This is a genomic window from Streptomyces sp. SCSIO ZS0520, assembly GCF_025643355.1.
GTDB classification, from domain to species: Bacteria; Actinomycetota; Actinomycetes; order Streptomycetales; family Streptomycetaceae; genus Streptomyces; species Streptomyces physcomitrii.
Genome location: NZ_CP092644.1, coordinates 5,971,337 through 5,990,860, shown reverse-complemented (window position 1 = coordinate 5,990,860; position 19,524 = coordinate 5,971,337). Strand labels below are relative to the sequence as shown.

General features: G+C 74.0%; 13 protein-coding genes and 2 tRNA genes. 6 read left to right on the top strand and 9 right to left on the bottom strand.

Annotated features, from left to right (window positions below; genetic code table 11):
• Positions 1-265: 265 nt before the first annotated feature.
• The 7 genes from MID12_RS23910 to MID12_RS23880 all read right to left on the bottom strand — a co-directional run bounded on the left by MID12_RS23910 (position 266) and on the right by MID12_RS23880 (position 7,912).
• A complete protein-coding gene (locus MID12_RS23910; protein ID WP_263170626.1) occupies positions 266-1,906 on the bottom strand; it encodes an AMP-binding protein in 1,641 nt (546 codons plus the stop codon).
• A gap of 942 nt (positions 1,907-2,848) precedes the next feature.
• A complete protein-coding gene (locus MID12_RS23905; protein WP_263170624.1) occupies positions 2,849-4,864 on the bottom strand; it encodes a hypothetical protein in 2,016 nt (671 codons plus the stop codon).
• A 159-nt stretch (positions 4,865-5,023) separates the two neighbouring features.
• Positions 5,024-5,815, bottom strand: a complete 792-nt coding sequence (locus MID12_RS23900; protein ID WP_263170623.1) for a DUF6114 domain-containing protein — start codon at positions 5,813-5,815, stop codon at positions 5,024-5,026.
• Complete coding sequence (locus MID12_RS23895; RefSeq protein WP_168540781.1) at positions 5,806-6,444, bottom strand: DUF6230 family protein; 639 nt, start codon at positions 6,442-6,444, stop codon at positions 5,806-5,808. The genes MID12_RS23900 and MID12_RS23895 overlap by 10 nt, the downstream gene beginning before the upstream one ends.
• Before the next feature lie 320 nt (positions 6,445-6,764).
• Entirely contained in the window at positions 6,765-7,391 is a 627-nt protein-coding gene (locus MID12_RS23890; RefSeq protein ID WP_263170622.1) for a DUF6230 family protein, read from the bottom strand.
• A 371-nt stretch (positions 7,392-7,762) separates the two neighbouring features.
• A tRNA-Asn gene (locus tag MID12_RS23885) sits at positions 7,763-7,835 on the bottom strand.
• A gap of 1 nt (position 7,836) precedes the next feature.
• A tRNA-Asn gene (locus tag MID12_RS23880) sits at positions 7,837-7,912 on the bottom strand.
• Between the two features lie 145 nt (positions 7,913-8,057).
• On the opposite strand from MID12_RS23880, the gene MID12_RS23875 reads away from it, so the two are divergent.
• The 4 genes from MID12_RS23875 to MID12_RS23860 all read left to right on the top strand — a co-directional run bounded on the left by MID12_RS23875 (position 8,058) and on the right by MID12_RS23860 (position 13,732).
• The gene (locus MID12_RS23875) at positions 8,058-8,360 is read left to right on the top strand and encodes a hypothetical protein (RefSeq protein WP_040253872.1); all 303 of its coding nucleotides are present in this window, start codon (positions 8,058-8,060) and stop codon (positions 8,358-8,360) included.
• 102 nt (positions 8,361-8,462) lie between these two features.
• Positions 8,463-9,908, top strand: coding sequence for an FGGY family carbohydrate kinase (locus MID12_RS23870; RefSeq protein WP_040253870.1), 1,446 nt, complete (start codon positions 8,463-8,465; stop codon positions 9,906-9,908).
• A gap of 162 nt (positions 9,909-10,070) precedes the next feature.
• Positions 10,071-11,807 carry an ABC transporter ATP-binding protein gene (locus tag MID12_RS23865; protein WP_040253868.1) on the top strand — a complete coding sequence of 579 codons (1,737 nt, stop codon included), beginning with the start codon at positions 10,071-10,073 and terminating at the stop codon, positions 11,805-11,807.
• Positions 11,808-11,824: 17 nt separating this feature from the next.
• On the top strand, positions 11,825-13,732 hold the full coding sequence (locus MID12_RS23860) for an ABC transporter ATP-binding protein (protein WP_040253866.1): 1,908 nt from the start codon (positions 11,825-11,827) through the stop codon (positions 13,730-13,732).
• A gap of 71 nt (positions 13,733-13,803) precedes the next feature.
• Here MID12_RS23860 and MID12_RS23855 read toward each other — a convergent pair whose 3' ends face one another.
• Positions 13,804-14,679, bottom strand: a complete 876-nt coding sequence (locus MID12_RS23855) for a PhzF family phenazine biosynthesis protein (RefSeq protein ID WP_263170620.1) — start codon at positions 14,677-14,679, stop codon at positions 13,804-13,806.
• A gap of 196 nt (positions 14,680-14,875) precedes the next feature.
• Between MID12_RS23855 and MID12_RS23850 the strand changes: the two genes are divergently transcribed.
• Entirely contained in the window at positions 14,876-15,388 is a 513-nt protein-coding gene (locus MID12_RS23850) for an MmpS family protein (protein WP_263170619.1), read from the top strand.
• Between the two features lie 133 nt (positions 15,389-15,521).
• Complete coding sequence (locus MID12_RS23845) at positions 15,522-18,176, top strand: protein kinase domain-containing protein (RefSeq protein ID WP_263170617.1); 2,655 nt, start codon at positions 15,522-15,524, stop codon at positions 18,174-18,176.
• 33 nt (positions 18,177-18,209) lie between these two features.
• On the opposite strand, the gene MID12_RS23840 is transcribed toward MID12_RS23845, so the two are convergent.
• Positions 18,210-19,520, bottom strand: a complete 1,311-nt coding sequence (locus tag MID12_RS23840; protein WP_263170615.1) for a sigma-70 family RNA polymerase sigma factor — start codon at positions 19,518-19,520, stop codon at positions 18,210-18,212.
• Positions 19,521-19,524 lie beyond the last annotated feature (4 nt).

The window sequence follows — 19,524 nt, the reverse complement described above, 5'->3', positions numbered from 1 at the left end:
GGCCCCGCCGAGCCCACCGCTGCCCAGGCCGAGCGAGGGATCGGGCAGAGGGCTCACCGGCGATCGGAGAACGACCGGGACAGGGTCGGCTCTCCCCGCCGGAAGACGCTGTGGCTGCCCGAGGGGGGTGGGAAGCCCGAGCACGAGCGCAGGCCGGCGGAGGCTCTCGCCGCCCGGCCGTGTTCCCGGACCCGGCACACCCCCACAGCTTCGTGGGGAGGGTAGCCGGGCCGGGGGTGGCCCGCGGACGGGTGGCGGGTGCGGGTCAGTAGACGGTGACGCTGGCGCGGGTCAGGCCGAGGCGGTCCTGGACCTGCTTCTTGTCGGGCTTGCCGACCGCGTTCAGCGGCATCTCGGGGAGCAGGTGCAGCTCGCTCGGCGCGTAGAGGGGGCCCTTGCGGGAGGTCACGAACTCGCGGATCACGGCCGGGTCCAGGGTGCGGCCGGGTGCCGGGACGATCGCGGCGTGCACCTCCTCGGCGTCGTCCGGGCGGCGGACGCCGAACACCATGCACTCCTCCACGTCGGGGTGGGTCAGCAGGAAGCCCTCCAGTTCCGCGGGGAAGACCTGGTGGCTCCCGGCGAGCTTGATCACCTCCTTGTAGCGGCCGCAGAGGAAGAGGTAGCCCTCCTCGTCGAGGTAGCCCGCGTCCCCGGTCCGCAGCCAGCCGTCGCTCAGCACCTCGGCGCTGAGCGCGGGCTGCTCCCAGTAGCCGCTCATGAGCTGCCAGGACCGCACCCGGATCTCTCCGACCTCTCCCACGGGCAGCGGTCGGCCCGCGGCGTCGCGGACCACGAGTTCCACCCCGGGTATCGGGCGGCCCGCGGTGATCTGGCCCATCCGGCCGATCCGCCGGTGCTCATGCGGCCCGGCCTCACAGATCAGGCCGACCTCGGTCTGCCCGTACCAGCCGTGGAGCACCGGGCCGAAGACCTCCGCGGCGCGTTCCGCGCGGGCCGGGGACAGCAGGTGCCCGCCGTAGCCGAGCCAGCGCAGGCTTCCGGTGCCGGCCGTGCCGGCGCGGGGGTGGTCGAGCACCTGTCCCAGCATGGGCGAGAGCAGCCAGACGTCGGTGACCCGCTCCCGCTCGATGGTGTCGAGCACGGCGCCAGGGTCGAAGCCGCGGTGCAGGACCACCCGTCCGCCCGCCAGCAGGACGCCGTCCACGGTGGTCCCCGCGGAGTGGGCGATGGAGGCGCAGGCGAGGAAGCAGAGGGCCTCGCCGTCCTCGCCGGGGCGGGGCGGGCGGGAACGCATCAGGGCGGCGCGGTCGGTGACGACTCTCAGGTACTTCTCGAAGGTCACGCAGACGTTCTTGGGGGTTCCGGTGCTCCCGCCGGTCATCCGGATGCACCAGTCGTCCTCGGGCCGGGCGGCGCTCGCGACCGGTGTGCCGGGGCGGCGGGCGGCGCAGGCGGCGAGGTCCTCTTCCGGTCCCCCGGGCCCGCCTGGACCGAGGAAGAGCACGGGCGCCAGGTCCTGCTGGGACAGCAGGCTGCCGGCCAGGTCCCGCAGTGCCGGGTCGATCAGCCACAGGGTGGTGCCGACGCTCCGCCCGATGCGCGCCACGACCTCCGGGGCGAGCTGGGTGTGGATGACCTCGTGCAGGAAGGCGACCCGGGCGCCGAGCAGGTTCGCCGCGTAGCGGGTGACCAGCGCCTCCGGCCGGTTGCCCGACAGGACAGCCAGGGTGCTGCCCCGGCCCACGCCCCGCGCGGCCAGTTCGGCCGCTGTGCGGTACACGTCCTCGTACAGGGTCCCGGCGGTGGTGCGGCACCCGTCCGGATCGGTGAGGACGGTGCGGCCGGGGTCGGCGGCGAGCGCTTCCAGGACTGCCTCGACGTAGTTGCGGAACGGAGGCGGAGAGTCCGGTGCGGCCGGTGTCCCCGCAGGGCTCTGGGTCATGAACCACTCCCTCAGGAGAACGGAAAGTGCGGGTCAGCGCGAGAAAGGCAACGGGACGGCAGGTGCCGTCCCGGAGCGCCTGCTTACTGCCCACGCCGCGCGGGGCGAAACCGGCGGTGCGCTGGGCAGCCCCGGCGCACCCGGCCGGGCGCTCCACCGGGCGGTCAGCTCGCGGGGCCGGCTTGTCGGTACTGCCCGCCGCGCGGCGGAACTTCACGGTGGCCGTGTTGCTCCCGTCCTTCCCGTGGCCGATCTGCAGGAGGGTGATGCCGTATCCCTTGCGGGGACGGTGGGCGGCGATGCCGGTGGAGTCGATGGTGCCGGTCGCCGGCCCGCTCACCTTCTGCCGGCGCAGGTCGGCCCAGGTCTCCGCTCTGTTCCGGGGGTGCCCGCCGGCCGTGGCCGCGCGGTAGAGCACCTCGGTGGCGTCATGGGTGAGCGCGGTCCGGCCGTCGGCCAGATCGAGCGATCTCCACGCCGCTTCGCCCTTGAGACCGAGGTCCTTGCGTACACCGGCGGGGAGTTGGTTCAGCCGGTGGTGGAAGTCGGTGCAGGGGGCGGCGCATTCGAGGGCGGTCAGGATCGGGTAGTAGCCGGTCGACTTGGGAGGAAGCCGGATCGCGCAAGCGCGCGTCCGGGACCGGGCACGGGAACGCCCGGAAGCGAACAGCGGCGGCCACGAATGGGCCGGATACGCACGCCTGTTCCCCCGGGCCTCAGCGGCCGGAAAGGGCCGGCCGGAGGTGCCCTGCGCATGGCGGACTCTCTCCCTGCCGACGGCAGCGCAGATCCTGTCGGCTCCCCGAAGTCACCTGGGAGCGTACCGAATTGCGCCTCCCGCTCCTTCCGCCGGCAGACGGCAGTCCCGCCGCAGGTCCGGGAGGGGCACGAGCCGCACACCGGGCGCCCGCGCTGTCCGAAGGGCCTGCCGGACGGCCGTCCTCACCGCGTTGCGGGCTCCTCGTGGCCGGGCAGCTCGCCCGGTCCGAACACCGACTGGTGCAGACCGGGAATGGTCAGACTGTCCGTGCGGAGCAGCTGGTTGTGCGCAATGACATCGGTGAAGAAGATCGGGATCGGCAGGGTCAGGCCGGGCGGCAGCGGCGGGGGCATGTCGGGGGTGAAGGTGATCGGCAGCAGCCCGAGCAGGTTGCCGCTGAGCAACTGGGTGAGCAGCAGCACCGGTTCACCGGTCGCCGTCGAGGTGCTGCCCTCGCCGTCCTCGGTCCGCAGGGTGCCCAGGCAGTCCGGGAACGGATTGGGGCTGTCGCGCGGCACCCGGCCAATGCCGGGCAGCCCGATGTCGAGCAGCGGCAGCCGCAGCCCGGGCAGCCCGCGGTAGTCCGGGCGCCGCGGCTCCCGGAACCCGTCCTCCCCGGGGCACTTGGCGCCGACCAGCGACTGGTCCTGCTGGAGGTCGTTGATGTCGAGCCGGAAGGCGGTGAAGGCCAGCACCCGGCGCGGGCCCGCCGCGGTCTCCACCTCCCGGATGCCGTGGTACGTCAGCCCGGTGAGGACGAGCAGCGGCGTCCGCACCGCCGCGGGCCACACGGCCGTACGCTCCGGCAGCGCGGCCCCGCCGAGCCCGCCGCCGCCCAGGCCGAGCGAGAGGTCGGGCAGACACCAGGGGGACTTCTGGCCACCGGGACCGATCTTGAGGTTCAGCGGCAGCAAGGACGACAGAGGGGAGGAGGGGGAGAGGAGATTCCCTCCGCCACCGCCCGCGAGGGGCGGCAGCGGGACGGTCAACTGCGAGGGGCGGCGGGCGTCTTGACCGTCCTCGGACTCGCCGTCCTTGCCTCCGCCCTCGGCCTTGTCGCCGTCCTTGCCCTTGTCGCGGTCCCTGTCCTCGCGGTCCTTGCCGTCCCGAGCCTTGCCGTCCCGGTCATTGCTCTTCCGGCCCTTGTCGCTGCCGTCCTCGGCCTTGTCCTCGGCCCCGTGGTGGCCGCCGCCCTCGCCGCCCTTGTGACCCTTGCCGTCCCCGTGGCCCGGGTGATCGCCGCCCCGACCGTGCTTCCCCTTGCTGCCGTCCCCGCCCTCCGGCGGGTGCCCGCCTCCGCCTCCGCCGGGCTTACGGTCGCCCTTGCCCTCGGAGCCGCGAGCACCCCGGGACCGGTCCTGCTCGGGCTGCGACTCCGGCTGCGAAGACCCCCCGTGGTCCTCGGCGGCCGGCGCCCCCTCGCCCTCCGGCGGCCCGGGCTGCGCCTGCGGATACCCGCCCGGCGGCGGACCGCCGGGTGCCCCGCCCTGCTCCTGTCCACCGTCCCTGCTGTTCAGGCCGAGCAGCCCGGTGACCTTGCCGAGCAGGCCCTTCTTGCGCGGCGGCGGCGCGGGTTCGTACGCCGGTTGTGGTGGAGGCGGGCCGGGTTCCGCGGCGGTGGGCGGCGGCGCGGGCTGCGCGGCGGGGCTCGGGGTCCGCGGTTCCGGGAGTACGGAGGGGTGGTTGCCCTCGTGGCGCAGGGAGAGCCCGAGGTGCACGCCGACCTCGTTGCGCGCGGACGCGCGCTCCCCCGCGCCGTGCCGCTTCTCCCGCCCGCCCTTGCCGCCCGGTTCCTTCTTCCCGGCGTCCGGCCCCTGCGGTGCGGCTCCGCCGTCCGCCCCGGGTCCTTCCGCTCCCCGGCGGGCGGTGCGGCCGAGCGAGACACCGAGGCCCTGGCCGTACGGGGCGCCGCCCGTGGCGAGCCGGAGCCCGTCGAGCAGTGAACACACCGACTCGGCCTGGTGCGCGGCGACTTCGGTGAGGCCCAGCGGCTTCTGCGCGCTGCTGCGGGCCGGTTGCGGCGGCGCAGCCGGTACCGGCGCCTGCACCCCGGTGGCGAGCAGGGCCCCCGCCGGGAGCACACCGAGGGCGCCGATGCCGGTCCGGGGGAAGCGGGCCAGCGCACCGAGGCGCGCGCTCCCCTGACGGCCGGCCCGCTGTCCCGTACCGGCGGCCTTGCGCGCAGCGCTCCTACCCACCCGTCTCGCCTCCGCTCACTCGCGTGGCCGGGCCCCGGGAGGACTCCCCGGCCGACCGGACTGCCGTACTGCGCCCCGGACTCGGCCGTCCGGCAGCGGATCCTTCCTCCCCGGCGTTCTCCGCCTCGCGCGGCCGCCACCGCCGCGGGCGCCGCTCGCTCAGCGGGACGGGGCGGCCTCGGCGGACCCGGCCGCGGAGGGTGCCGCGGCGGGCCCGGCGTCCGGGCCGGGGCCCTCGGTCACCGGCGGGAGCTCCAGGGTGGAGTCGGGCTCCTCGGCGGTGCCCGGGGCGCGGGCCGCGGTGGCGCCGCCGGGGCGGGGGCTGTCCGGATCGGCGGGCGGGCGCCTGCTGCCTCCGCCGCCGTCCCCCTCCCCGGGAGCCTCCGGGCCCTCGGCCGGACTCCCGCCGTCCGCCGCGGACTTGCGGGTGTCGATCAGCGTCCAGCCCTTGCGGCGGTTCCAGCGCTGCCGGTCCCGGGTGCGGTGCTCCCCGTCCGGCACCCAGCTGACCGCCATCGCGCCGCCGAGCACGCCGAGGACGAAGCCGATGAGGAAGCCGCCGAGGTTGGAGAGGATCAGCGAGGCCACCGCGAAGATCAGGACGGCGATGCCCGCGAACATGCGGTAGCCGGGGGCCAGCCACAGCGTCAGCCCGAGCACGACCAGGAAGAGCCCCATCAGCAGGCCCGAGATCCCGGCGACGCCCTCGTGGACGAGCAGGCCGAGCGGTGCCATCGGGATGGAGAGCAGCTCCACCCCGGCGAGCAGCGTCCACAGCCCCGCCCAGAAGGGCCGGGTCCGCCGCCACTGCCGGAAGGAGCGCCTGCCCGGCGGTGCCTCGGGCTCCGGCCGCGGTCCCCAGCCCTTTTCGGACCGGCCGCTCTCCGGGGCCGGTGCGCCGCGCGGGTTCCCCTCGCGTTCCGGGCCGCCGCCTCCGCGGTTCAGAAGCACGAGTGGTCGCCCCGCTTCACGGTCAGGTGCAGTCCGGGCAGTTTGAAGGTGGCGGCGCTCACCGACCTCGTCTCCTGGCGCAGCCGCTTGATGTCGATGGTGTCCGACTGGAGCGCGAACCCGCCCTCGGGGCCCGCGACTCCGGGCACCGCGTCGACGGTGGAGGCGTCCCGCCCGATCTCGATGTTCTTGAAGGAGGCGTCGCCCTTGAGGTCGTGCGCGTCCGCGATCAGCCGGTCGGCGTGCACGGGGGTCCGGCCGGTGCCCGCCGTCAGGCTGAGCGTCACCGGGCCGAGCACCGGCACCTGCTGCACCACCGACTGGCACAGGTTGCGCAGATCCGCCGAGCGGACCCCGGTCAGCGCCTCCGGGTAGGTGGCGCGCTTGCCCCGGTCGAGGACCCCGTACTGCTGGAAGCCCTTGCCGGAGAGGCTGTCCGCGGAGATCTGGAAGCTCTGTCCGGAGACGGTGAACGAATTGGCGGAGACGCCGAAGGAGGCGGCGAGGGCCCCGGTGGCCATCGAGGCGACGACGCCGCCGGAGACCACGAGCGTCGGCACCATCACGACCGCGAGCCGCAGCCATCTCGTACGACCCGGGGCGGGGGCCCTGTCCTGACCGCTGATCATCTCTGTCTTCCCTCTTTCCAGGACTGGCCGGTGCCACAGTCGAGGGCTCGGAGACGATCCGGATGCCCACCAGGTCCTGGTCCGACGTCGACCGTGGGCCCTCTGCGTGAACACATTCAGGCAAACGGAACATACGACTGGACAGGGAGGGATCGAGGGAGGAAGGGAGCCGCCGGGGCGGAAATGGACCCGTTCAGTCCAGCACCCGTCCACAGGGGCCGCCGGAGCGCAAGGCGGGGCGGTCGGTTCGGGTGACGGCCCAAACTGAGGTGCGGCGGGTGAGCGGCCCCGGAGCCCGGGGGATCAGCGGGAGCGCGGGCTCAGTAGCAGGAGTGGTCGCCGCGCTTGACCGAGAGCTTCAGGCCGCTGAGCTTGAAGAGGTCGGCGCGCACCCCGATGGCGTCCTGGCGCAGCTTGGTGATGCGGACCCGCTCGGCCTCCTGGCCGAAGGAGCCGTCGGGGGCGCCGCGCATCCGCTTCGAGGTGTTGGCGTCCTTGCCGATGACGATGTCCCGGAACTCGGCGTCGCCGGAGATGTTGTTGGTGCGGATGACCAGACCGTCGACGTGCACCGGCTTGTCGCCGCGGCCCGCGCGGATCAGCGTCGTCACCTTGCCGACGCCGGGCAGGTCCGCCACCGTCGACTGGCACAGGTCCCGGATGTCGGCCTTGTCGATACGGGTCACCGCGCTGGCCTTGTCGCCGCGCGCGGTGCTGTCGACGTCGACGTACTGCCCGAATCCCCTGCCGTTCAGGCTGTCGGCGGAGATCTTCAGCTGCTGCCCGGAGAGAGCGAGCGACTGGGTGGAGACCGCGATGGCCGCCGGGACCACACCGGCCCCGACCCCCGCGATGAGGATGCCGGACAGCAGGGCGATGGGTACGGCGACGAAGGCGAGCCGCTTCCAGCTGGTGTGTCCGGTGGAACGGGCCTCGGGCTGCTTCACCGCGGGTCACCTCTTCTGAGGGCACGGCGCCTCGGACAACGGCGCCTGGGCGGTCCGCGCCAGGGGGAATCCCGGAGCCGGACCCGTGGCTCCATGGGAACCCGGCCCGCGGGGTTCGGCAACCGAAGCCCCGCCCTCCCCCGGCGCGCACGCTCCGCGGCCGGGCGCACACCGGTGGTACGGGTACGCGGCGAGGAGGCATGCCGGCGCCGCAGGCGGGCAGATGACGCGGTGTCAAGGAGAACGCCGCCGGCCGCGGGAAGTCCGTACCGGCAGCACCGAGATCCGGTCCGGCGCAGGACGGCGGACGGAGAGAGGAGAAGGCGGCACCGCAGACGAAAAAGGACCCCGTCTGGGGCCCTCTCCGGCTGCTCCCCCGACTGGACTCGAACCAGTAACCTGCCGGTTAACAGCCGGCTGCTCTGCCAATTGAGCTACGGAGGATTGGCTCCCCCGACTGGACTCGAACCAGTAACCTGCCGGTTAACAGCCGGCTGCTCTGCCAATTGAGCTACGGAGGATCGCCTCTTCGCCTCGAACGTACCTGCCTGCGTGATCGCCGGGCGGCGCGCGTTCGCTGCGACACATACATTAGCGCAAGCAGGGGGGTGCTTTGCCAATCGGTATCCCCCGCGACCGACGACGTCGCAAGGAAGGGTGGCAGCCATGCGCTACCGGCTCACATTCATTGCCGGACTGGCCCTGGGTTATGTACTCGGGACCCGGGCCGGACGCGAGCGCTACGAGAAGCTGAAGAAGTCCGCCCGCCAGGTCGCGCAGAACCCCGCGGTGCGCAATGCCGCGGAGTCCGCCGCGCAGCAGGGCCGCTCGGTCGCGGGCAAGGCCTTCGACTCGGCGTACGACAGGGTCGGCGAGCATGTGCCGGCCTCGGTCCAGGGGCGGGTGCGCTCGCTGCGGGAGCGCACCCAGCACAACGGCCACGACGAGTGGGGCGCCGGCACCACCTGAGCGTCCCCGCGGGCTCCGGCAGGCGCCGCGCACCGGTCCCGTACCGGAGCGCGGCGCCTGCCGCTGTCGTGGCGGAGGCGGGGGTGCGGCACAATCCCCGGCATGGGGATAGTCGCCGGGCTGGACAGTTCGCCCGATTTCACACGCATCGTCGTCTGCGACACCGACACGGGTGCCGTGCTGCGCCAGGGCCACGCCGCGCACCCGCTGGACGAGTCCGCCGGGCCCCGGCCCTCGGACGTCGACCCGCAGAACTGGCTGCTCTCCCTCGGTGAGGCCGCCGCCGGGGGCCTCCTGGAGAAGGTGGAGGCGATCGGCGTCTCGGCGCAGCAGCACGCGCTGGTCCCGCTGGACGCCAAGGGCAATACGGTCCGGCCCGCGCTCACCGGCAACGACCGGCGCGCCCAGGTGGCCGCCGCCGACCTGGTCGACGGGCTCGGCGGGCGCGAGGCCTGGGCCGAGGCGGTCGGCTGTGTGCCGGGCGCCGCCCAGCCGGTGGCCAAGCTGCGCTGGCTGGCCAGGACCGAGCCCGAGGCGGCGGGACGCGTCGCCGGGCTGCTCCAGGCGCACGACTGGCTGGTGTGGCAGCTGCTCGGCCGGCCCGCCCGCCGCACCACCGACCGCGGCGGCGCCTCGGGCACCGGCTACTGGTCGGCGGCCGCCGGCTCCTACCGGCCCGACCTGGTCGAACTGGCCCTCGGCCACCAGGCGGCGCTGCCCGAGGTGCTCGGCCCGAGCCAGGCCGCGGGCACCACCCCCGAGGGGCTGCTGATCTCCGCGGGCACCGGCGAGACGATGGCGGCCGCCTTCGGTCTCGGGGTGCGCCAGGGCGACGCGGTGGTCTCGCTCGGCGCCTCCGGCTCGGTGATGGCGGTGCACGGCGAGCCGCTCGCCGAGACCGGCACCATGATCACCTCGCTCGCCGACGCCACCGGCGGCCATCTGCCCGTGGTGCACACCCTCAACGCGGTCCGGACCCTGCGCGGCACCGCGGAACTCCTCGGCGTCGGCCTGGACGAGCTGTCGGCGCTCGCGCTGAAGTCCACGCCGGGCGCACACGGCCTGGTCCTGCTGCCCTATCTGGAGGGCGAGCGGACCCCCAACCTGCCGCAGGCGGCGGGGACGTTGACCGGTCTGCGCCGGGAGTCGATGAAGCCGGAGCACCTGGCGCGGGCCGCCTTCGAGGGCATGCTGTGCGGCCTCGCGGACGCCCTCGGGGTGTTGCGCGGCCACGGGGTCGAGGTGCGCCGGGTCTTCCTGCTCGGCGGCGCGGCCGATCTGCCCGCCGTGCAGGCCATCGCCCCGGCGGTCTTCGGCACCCCCGTACTCGTACCGCAGCCCGGGGACTACGCGGCGATCGGCGCCGCGCGGCAGGCGGCCTGGGCGCTCGGGGTGCATCAGGGCCGGCTGGATCCGCGGGTGCCCCCGCAGTGGCGGGACGCGGTGGCCCAGGTCTGCGAGCCCGGCGAGGAACTCGGCGTCGGCCAGGCGGTGCGCCAGCAGTACGAGGCGGTGCGCGACCAGGTCCACCCCGGGGCCTTCGGCTGAGCGGCGGCGCGGATGCGGCGGGCAGGTGCGGTGGATCACCCGTGCCCGGCGGCTTCTTGAACCGCTCTTGGCGAAATCCCCAGGAGTAACGCCCGGGGCGTGACGCACGATGTGGGGACGGTGTTCGCACCGTCCCCCCGCCGCCGAGCCGAGAGACCGCACGTGCTCATACGACTGCTGCGGGCCTATCTGGTCCCGTACCGAAAACCGATCGGACTGCTGGTGCTGCTGCAGTTCCTGCAGACCTGCGCCACGCTCTATCTGCCCACCCTGAACGCCGACATCATCGACAACGGTGTCGTCAAGGGCGACTCCGGCTACATCCTCTCCTTCGGGGCGGTGATGCTCGCCGTCACCGTCGTCCAGATGGTCTGCAACATCGGCGCCGTCTACTACGGCGCGCGGACCGCCGCCGCGCTCGGCCGGGACCTGCGGGCCGCCGTCTTCGACCGGGTGCAGTCCTTCTCCGCCCGCGAGGTCGGCCAGTTCGGGGCGCCCTCGCTGATCACCCGGACCACCAACGACGTCCAGCAGATCCAGATGCTGGCGCTGCTCAGCTGCACGCTGATGGTCTCCGCGCCGATCATGTGCGTCGGCGGCATCGTGATGGCGCTCGGCCAGGACGTGCCGCTGTCGGCGGTCCTGCTCGCGGTCGTCCCGGTCCTCGCGGTCAGCGTCGGCCTGATCGTGCGCCGGATGCGGCCGCTGTTCCGCAGCATGCAGAAGCGCCTGGACACCGTGAACCGGGTGCTGCGCGAGCAGATCACCGGCAACCGCGTCATCCGCGCCTTCGTCCGCGACGACTACGAGCGGCGGCGCTTCGGCGAGGTCAACACCGAGCTGACGGATGTCGCGCTCGGCACCGGGCGCCTGCTCGCGCTGATGTTCCCCATCGTGATGACCGTGGTGAACGTGTCCTCGCTCGCGGTGGTCTGGTTCGGCGCGCACCGCATCGACAGCGGCGCCATGGAGATCGGCGCGCTCACCGCCTTCCTCGCCTATCTGATGCAGATCGTGATGTCGGTGATGATGGCCACCTTCATGTTCATGATGGTGCCGCGCGCCGAGGTCTGCGCCGAGCGCGTCCAGGAGGTCCTCTCCACCGAGAGCAGCGTGGTGCCCCCGGCCGATCCGGTGCGCGAACTGGCCACCCGCGGACGCCTGGAGATCCGCGCGGCGGGCTTCCGCTATCCCGGCGCCGAGGAGCCCGTGCTCCGCGAGATCGTGCTCAACGCGCGGCCCGGGGAGACCACCGCGGTGATCGGTTCGACCGGCAGCGGCAAGTCGACACTGCTCGGCCTGGTCCCGCGGCTCTTCGACGTCACCGAGGGGCAGGTCCTGGTCGGCGGCGTGGACGTACGCGAGATCGATCCGAAGCTGCTCGCGCGCACGGTCGGCCTGGTCCCGCAGAAGCCGTATCTGTTCGCCGGGACCGTGGCCACCAATCTGCGCTACGGCAATCCGGACGCCACCGACGAGGAGCTCTGGCACGCCCTGGAGGTCGCCCAGGCGCGGGACTTCGTGGAGAACACGCTGGAGGGCGGGCTCGACGCGGCCCTCTCCCAGGGCGGCACCAATGTCTCCGGCGGCCAGCGCCAGCGGCTCGCGATCGCGCGGACCCTGGTGCAGCGCCCGGAGATCTACCTCTTCGACGACTCCTTCTCCGCCCTCGACTACGCCACCGACGCGGCCCTGCGCCGGGCGATGCGCCAGGAGACCGCGGAGGCGACCGTGGTGATCGTCGCCCAGCGGGTGTCCACCATCCGCGAGGCGGACCGGATCCTGGTCCTGGACGAGGGGCGGGTGGTCGGCAGCGGGCGCCACCACGAGCTGATGGAGTCCAGCGAGACCTACCGGGAGATCGTCCTCTCCCAGCTCACGGAAGCGGAGGCGGCCTGATGGCGGTGGCGGCGAGAATGATGGCCGGACAGAGCCCCGACCAGCAGTCGATGGACTTCAAGGGCTCCAGCAGGCGCCTGCTGCGGCAGTTCCGCGCGGAGCGGGTGACCCTGAGCGTGATGCTGTTCGCGGTGGTGGCCAGCGTCACCCTGTCGGTGATCGGACCGAAGATCCTCGGGCACGCCACCGACCTGATCTTCGCCGGGCTCGTGGGCCGGCGGATGGAGGGCGGCCAGAGCCGCGAGGAGGCGATCGAGCGGATCCGGCGCGGCGGGGACGGCGGCGTCGCCGACATGCTGAGCGGCCTCGACTTCACCCCCGGCCAGGGCATCGACTTCGACCGGATCGGGCTCGTCCTGCTCAGTGCCCTGCTCGTCTTCCTCGGCTCGGGCCTGCTGATGCTGGCGGGCACCCGGCTCGCCAACCGGGCCATCAACCGCACGGTCTTCCGGATGCGCGCCGAGGTGCAGGCCAAGCTCTCCCGGCTGCCGCTCTCCTACTTCGACAAGCGCCAGCGCGGCGAGGTGCTCAGCCGGGCCACCAACGACCTGGACAACCTGGGCCAGACGCTCCAGCAGACCCTGGGCCAGCTCATCAACTCGGCGCTGACCGTCGTCGGCGTCCTGGTGGTGATGTTCTGGATCTCCCCGCTGCTCGCCCTGGTGGCGCTGGTGACGGTGCCGCTGTCGTATCTGGTGGCCACCCGGGTCGGCAAGCGCTCGCAGCCGCACTTCGTGCAGCAGTGGCGCAGCACCGGCTCGCTCAACGCGCACATCGAGGAGATGTACTCCGGGCACAGCCTGGTCAAGGTCTTCGGCCGCCAGGAGGAGTCCGCCCGGCAGTTCGGCGAGCAGAACACGCAGCTCTACGAGGCCTCGTACCGGGCGCAGTTCAACAGCGGGATGATGCAGCCGCTGATGCTCTTCGTCTCCAACCTCAACTACGTACTGGTCGCGGTGGTCGGCGGGCTCAGGGTGGCCTCGGGCGCGCTGTCGATCGGTGAGGTGCAGGCCTTCATCCAGTATTCGCGGCAGTTCTCGCAGCCGCTGACCCAGCTCGCCTCGATGGCGAACCTGGTGCAGTCCGGGGTCGCCTCCGCCGAGCGGATCTACGAACTCCTCGACGCCGAGGAGCAGTTGCCCGACCGGGAACCCGCCGAGCGGCCCGAACGGCTGCGCGGCCGGGTGGAGTTCTCCCATGTCCGCTTCCGCTACGAGCCGGACCGGCCGCTGATCGAGGACCTGTCGCTGACCGTGGAACCGGGCCACACGGTCGCCATCGTCGGCCCCACGGGCGCGGGCAAGACCACCCTGGTCAACCTGCTGATGCGCTTCTACGAGACCACCGGCGGCCGCATCACCCTGGACGGCACCGACATCGCCCGGATGACCCGGGACGAACTGCGCTCCGGCATCGGCATGGTGCTCCAGGACACCTGGCTGTTCGGCGGCACCATCGCGGAGAACATCGCCTACGGGGCGTCCCGCGAGGTCAGCCGCGAGGAGATCGAGGAGGCGGCGCGCGCGGCCCACGCGGACCGTTTCGTACGCACCCTGCCGGAGGGCTACGACACCGTCATCGACGACGAGGGCACCGGCGTCAGCGCGGGCGAGAAGCAACTCCTCACCATCGCCAGGGCGTTCCTGTCCGACCCGGTGATACTCGTCCTGGACGAGGCGACCAGCTCGGTGGACACCCGTACCGAGGTCCTCATCCAGCAGGCGATGGCCCGCCTCGCGCACGGGCGCACCTCGTTCGTCATCGCCCACCGGCTGTCCACCATCCGCGGCGCCGACACCATCCTGGTGATGGCGGACGGCGACATCGTGGAACAGGGCACCCACCAGGAGCTGCTGGCCGCCAAGGGTGCCTACGCGGCCCTGTACGCGGCGCAGTTCGCCCAGGCGGTGGCGGAGGTGGACTGAGCCGGGCGGCCCCGGGGATCCACTCCTCCCGGGGCCGCCGAAGCGTCATGTCGCCCCGGCCGCCGCGGACTTCAGCCGATGCGCGCTCCCGTGCCGCCGACCCGGACCCGCGGGTCGCCCGCGCGCAGCGTCACCGTGAGCTCGCCGGGGCGGCCCAGGTCCTCGCCCTGGTGCAGGGTGAGGACACTCTCCTCGGGGACCAGGCCGAGGTCGCGGAGGTAGGCGCCGAAGGCGGCGGCAGCGGCGCCGGTGGCCGGGTCCTCGACGACGCCGCCGACCGGGAACGGGTCCCGGACGTGGAAGACGGTCTCCGACGCCCGCCACACCAGCTGCACCGTCGTCAGGTCGAGGCGGTGCATCAGGGCTTCCAGGCGGGTGAAGTCGTAGGCGAGATCGGCGAGTCGGGCCCGGGTCGCCGCCGCGAGCACGAGATGGCGGGCCCCGGCGAAGGCGATCCGGGGCGGGAAGTCCGGGTCGAGATCGGCCTTTGGCCAGCCGAGCGCGGCGAGCGCCTCCGCGAGGTCGGCCCCGGCGATCTCCTCCAGGTGCGGCTCGACGCTGGTGAGGGTGGCCCGTACCGCCCCGTCCTCCTCGGTCACCTCCACCGGCACGGTCCCGGCGCGGGTGGCGAAGACCAGTTCCCCGGGGCCGATCCGCTCGGCCAGGGCGACGGCGGTCGCGACGGTGGCGTGCCCGCAGAACGGCACCTCGGCGCGGGGGCTGAAGTAGCGGATGCTGTACGCCCGCCCCTCCTGGCCCCCGAGTCCCGCCGGGGGCGCGGCCAGGAAGGCGGACTCCGAGTACCCGAGGTCGGCGGCGATGGCGAGCATGTCGCCGTCGTCCAGGGCGGTGGCGTCGAGGACCACACCGGCGGGGTTGCCGCCGTCGGGGGCGGTGGAGAAGGCGGTGTAGCGCAGGACCTCGGGCCGCGGGGCGTTCGTCGTCATGCCTGCGCAACGAGGGGCGGGCGGGCGGCTATTCCTCACCGGAGGCCGGCCTTCCGCGGCCCGCGCCCGCTTCACCCGACCGGGGGACCCCCTGCCCGTGCCCGAGCGGCGTCTAAGATCACCCGGTCCCGGGTCGTCGAGTCCGCTCTCCTCGGCCCGCTCTTCTCTGCACGAACTACGACACGGGGGTGCGCGGATGCGCGAGGTACGGCGAACGGCACGGCGCGGGGTACCGGCGGGGACCGTCGCGGTGGCGGCGGCGGTCGGGCTGAGCCTGGTGCTCACCGGCTGCGGGGGCAGCGGGAAGTCCAAGTCCCGTTCGCACAAGGGCTCTTCCTCCCACAAGCACGACGACCACGACTCCGGCGGGAACGCCTCCGGCGGTGCGGGATCCGGCTCCGGCTCCTCCTCCGCGAAGGCCAAGCGGCAGATCACCCTGGAGGTCTTCGGCAGCGGCCGCTCCCAGGTGGCGTACACCCTGGACACCAACCACGCGGAGCAGGCCACCCTGCCCTGGAAGAAGACCGGGACGCTGTCCCTGACCAAGGCCGAGCAGCAGGTCGGCCGGAGCATCGGGATCGTCCCGGGCTCGGTGCAGCGCGAGGACGGCAAGCTGGAGGCGGCGGCCTGCCGGATCACCGTGGACGGCAAGGTGGTCGTCGACAAGAAGGCGGGCGTCGCCAAGCCCTGCCAGTACGAGGTGAAGTAGCCCGACCGCGGCGGCTCCCGTCCCGTCGGGCGGGCGGGCGGCCGCCGTGCCCGCCCTCCCCCGCCGGTCACGGGAACCGCGCGGCCCCCGCCCGCCGTCTCCTGAGCGGACGGCGGGGTACGGGGGGCGTGGGGTGACGGGGCGGCGGCTGAACGACCGGTACGAACTGCGGGAGTTGCTCGGTTCCGGCGGCATGGGCGAGGTCTGGCGCGCCCGCGATCTGCGGCTCGACCGGGAGGTCGCGGTCAAGCTGCTGCACCCGCGGGCCGCCGGGGGGACGCTCGCCGCGCCCGACCGCGAGGAGCTGCTCGGCCGCTTCGCGCGCGAGGCACGGGCCGCCGCCGCGCTGGACAGCCCGTACATCGTCGCCGTCCACGACCACGGCACCGACCGGGACGGCGGCCCCTTCCTGGTGATGTCCCTGGTCACCGGCGCCTCCCTGGAGCAGGTCCTGCGCGAGCGCGGCCGGGTGCCGCTGGAGAGCGCGCTCTCCTGGACCGCCGACGTCTGCCGCGCACTGGCGACCGCCCACGCCGCGGGCATCGTGCACCGGGACATCAAGCCCGCCAACATCATGGTCACCGGGGCGGTTCCCGGCCCGGGGAGCGAAGCGGACGGTACGGGGAGCGAAGCGGACGGTACGGGCCGGGAGGGATCCGGCGGCGGGACGGGCGACGGCGGCCGGGGTGGCGGCGGGACGGGCGGCCGTGGCCCGGGGGGCGGCGGGACGGGCGGCGGCGCGGACCGCCACGGCACCGCCAAGGTCGTCGACTTCGGCATCGCCAAGTTCACCGAGGCCCGCGCCGCGGACCCGCGGCTGACCCACACCGGGCAACTGCCCTTCGGCAGCGTCGCCTATATGGCCCCCGAGCGCTTCCACCGGCGCACCGCGGGCGACGGCCGCACCGATCTGTACGCCCTCGGCTGCGTCCTGTACGAACTCCTCGTCGGGCGGCCGCCGTTCACCGGCGAGGCCGCCGGGATCATGTACAACCACCTGCACGACGAGCCGCTGCGGCCCAGCCGGGCCCGCCGTGAGCTGCCGGGGGCGCTCGACCGCCTCGTCCTCGACCTGATGGCGAAGGAACCGGCGGACCGCCCGGCCGACGCGGCGGAGGTCCTGGAGCGGATCGCCGCGGTACGGGAGGCGGCGGCAGCCGGGACCGCGCGCGAGGAGGCCGCCTCGGGGCGGGCCGCTTCCGGGCGGCCCGCCCGCGAGGGAGCCGTATCGGAGGAGGCCGGTGCGGGGACGGGGACGGGCGCGGGGACGGGCGCCGGGGGCGCCGAGGGTGCCAGCACCGCGGGCACCGGTACGCGCCCCGTGGCCGACCGGAAGCCCGGAACCGCCGGGACCACCGATGCCACCGACGCCACCGACGCCACCGACGCCACCGACGCCACCGACGAGAACGGGAAGCACAGGGAGCCCACCGACGCGCACGCCGACCCCGCCGACAAGACCCCCGCCCGGGCCGCGCGGTGGCCGAAGCCGCCGCGGCCGGTGGGCGATCAGGAGCCGGAGGCGGTACGGATCGGGTCGCCGGGCTGGTGGCGGGGTGGCCGCGGGGCGGCGGTGGCCGGCTGGACCGTGCTGGCGCTGATGGTGGTGCTGCCGGTGGGGGCGGGTCTGGCGCAGGGCGGGCCGCGGACCTGGAAGCCGCCCGTGCACGATCCGGCGCCCACGGCGAGCCGGACCGCCGAGGGGCCCGCTCTCGGTGTCCTCAACGACTGGTCGGCGCCCGGCGATCAGCCCGGGGTGCGGCTGCGGGTGGTGCACGAGGCGCTCCGGGAGGCCGCGCGCCGGTCCGGTCGGCAACTGCCGCTGCGGGTCGTCTCGTTGGACCGGGCCGAGACCGGTTCCTTCAGCCGGCTGCTCGCCGAGCACCCCGGGCTGCTCGCCCTCGTCGGCGACACCGAACGGCTCGGCGAGGCCTCGGACAGCGTGCGGCGGGCGATGGCGGTGGTGGACACCTGCGCCGGGCGCGGCACCCCGGACGGCGCCTTCGCGCTGCCCGCGAGCCGCTTCGAGGTGGGGCGGCAGGGCGGCGAGTACCTGCGGAAGGTGCGCGGCGCCGGGACCGTCCTGGTGGGGGCCGCAGTGACCGACTCCCGTCCGCAGCAGGGGAGTTCGCTGGCCGAGGGCCTGCGCGCGGCGGGGCTCGGCGAGGTCGCGCCGGAGGGTCTGACGCCCGACTCGGGCGCCGCCGCCTTTGGTCGGGCCCTGGAGCGCACCGGCCCGGACGCGGTCGTCCTCCCCGACCGGCGCACCCCGGCCCAGGAGGGCTGGCCGCAAGTAACGCGGGAGCGGGGGCAGTTGCTCGCGGTGCCGTCCGTCCAGGCCACGGCCTGCTCGGAGCCCGCGGAGGTGGCGGCCACCGCGCGGCAGGAGAGGGCGCTGCCGGAGGGCACCCTGCGCTTCCGGAGCTTCCACGACGAGCAGCAGCGACCGGACTGCGCGGCCTCGGCACAACTCTGCCGCCCCTCCGCCGAGTTGAAGCCCCTGCTGCGCTCCCGCGGCGCGGCCGAGCTGTACGACGCGACCCTGCTGATCGCCGCGGGCCTGGAGAAGACCCTCGGCGGGAACGGCGACCTCTGGCGGCAGGATCCGGTACGGGCCCGCGCGGCGCTGCGGCAGCAGCTCGGCACGGTGCAGGGCGAGGGGCTGCTCGGCCGCTACCGCTTCCGGGACCACCGGGCCGCGGGGCGTCCGGTCTGGGCCGATGTCCGCGAGCACGGCAGCTGGCGGCAGTTGGGCACCGTACGGGAGCTGGTGGAGCGGCGGGGCTGACCGCCGCCCACCGGGTGCCCGCGCGCGGCGCTCTCACTCCAGATAGCCCCTGAGCTGGTCCGCGAAGGCGTGTTCGCGCAGGCGGCTGAGGGTCTTGGACTCGATCTGCCGGATGCGTTCGCGGGTCACCCCGAAGAGGCGGCCGATCTCCTCCAGGGTGCGCGGCCTGCCGTCGTCGAGCCCGTACCGCAGCTGGACGACCTTGCGTTCGCGTTCGCCGAGGGTGGAGAGGACGGCGTCGAGGTGCTCGCGCAGCAGCAGGAAGGCCGCCGACTCCACCGGGGACGCGGCGTCGCCGTCCTCGATCAGGTCGCCGAGCGCGACATCGTCCTCCTCGCCGACCGGGGCGTGCAGCGAGACCGGCTCCTGGGCCAGGCGCAGCACCTCGCTGACGCGCTCGGGGGTCAGGTCGAGCTGGGCGCCGACCTGCTCCGGGCTGGGTTCGGTGCCGTGCTCCTGGAGCAGGCGGCGCTGGACGCGGATCACGCGGTTGATGAGCTCGACCACGTGCACCGGCACCCGGATGGTGCGGGCCTGGTCGGCGAGGGCACGCGACATCGCCTGCCGGATCCACCAGGTCGCGTACGTCGAGAACTTGTAGCCACGCGCGTAGTCGAATTTCTCGACGGCGCGGATCAGGCCGAGATTGCCCTCCTGCACGAGGTCGAGCATGGTCAGCCCGCGGCCCACGTACCGCTTCGCGACCGAGACCACCAGGCGCAGATTCGCCTCGATCAGGCGGCGCTTGGCCATCCGGCCCCGGACCACCAGGCGGTCCAGGTCGTGCGCCAGGCTGCTGTCGAGGTCGGCGGTGGTCAGGAGCTTCTCCTCGGCGAAGAGGCCCGCCTCCACCCGGCGGGCGAGCTCCACCTCGTCGGCGGCGGTCAGCAGGGGTATCCGGCCTATCTCGCGCAGGTACTGGCGGAACAGGTCGGAGGAGGGGCCGCCGCCGTCCTGGCGGGAACGCGCCCCCGCGGAGGCGGCCGGCGCCTCCTCGTCCTCCGCACCGGGGCCCACCTCGGCTCCCGGCTCGGCTTCGCTCTCCGGCTCGGGTCCTTCGCCCGGCGGGTTCTCGGGGTGGCGGGCGGCGGGGCTCTGGGCGGGTACCGAGGCGATCGCCCCGGTCTCCGCGTCGACGAGCGCGGCCGGTTCGGACTCGCTCAGGGTCTGGGTCTGCACGACAGCGACCTCCAGGGGGAATCGCGGCAAAGGCGTGCGCCGGGCCACGCCGCCGTCGGAGCGCGCCGCGGCCTCGCCGCCGTGCGTTCCCGACGCGAGGAGCGGATTCGCGGAAGTCACAGGCCCGTTCGGACCGGTCCGGCCGCACTCCGAGGACTCAGGCACCGCC

Bases quoted from the DNA above. Each gene is read 5' to 3' on its own strand.
- MID12_RS23855 (WP_263170620.1), bottom strand. From the start codon at position 14,679: ATGACGACGAACGCCCCGCGGCCCGAGGTCCTGCGCTACACCGCCTTC.
- MID12_RS23850 (WP_263170619.1), top strand. From the start codon at position 14,876: ATGCGCGAGGTACGGCGAACGGCACGGCGCGGGGTACCGGCGGGGACC.
- MID12_RS23875 (WP_040253872.1), top strand. From the start codon at position 8,058: ATGCGCTACCGGCTCACATTCATTGCCGGACTGGCCCTGGGTTATGTA.
- MID12_RS23860 (WP_040253866.1), top strand. From the start codon at position 11,825: ATGATGGCCGGACAGAGCCCCGACCAGCAGTCGATGGACTTCAAGGGC.
- MID12_RS23910 (WP_263170626.1), bottom strand. From the start codon at position 1,906: ATGACCCAGAGCCCTGCGGGGACACCGGCCGCACCGGACTCTCCGCCT.
- MID12_RS23895 (WP_168540781.1), bottom strand. From the start codon at position 6,444: ATGATCAGCGGTCAGGACAGGGCCCCCGCCCCGGGTCGTACGAGATGG.
- MID12_RS23870 (WP_040253870.1), top strand. From the start codon at position 8,463: ATGGGGATAGTCGCCGGGCTGGACAGTTCGCCCGATTTCACACGCATC.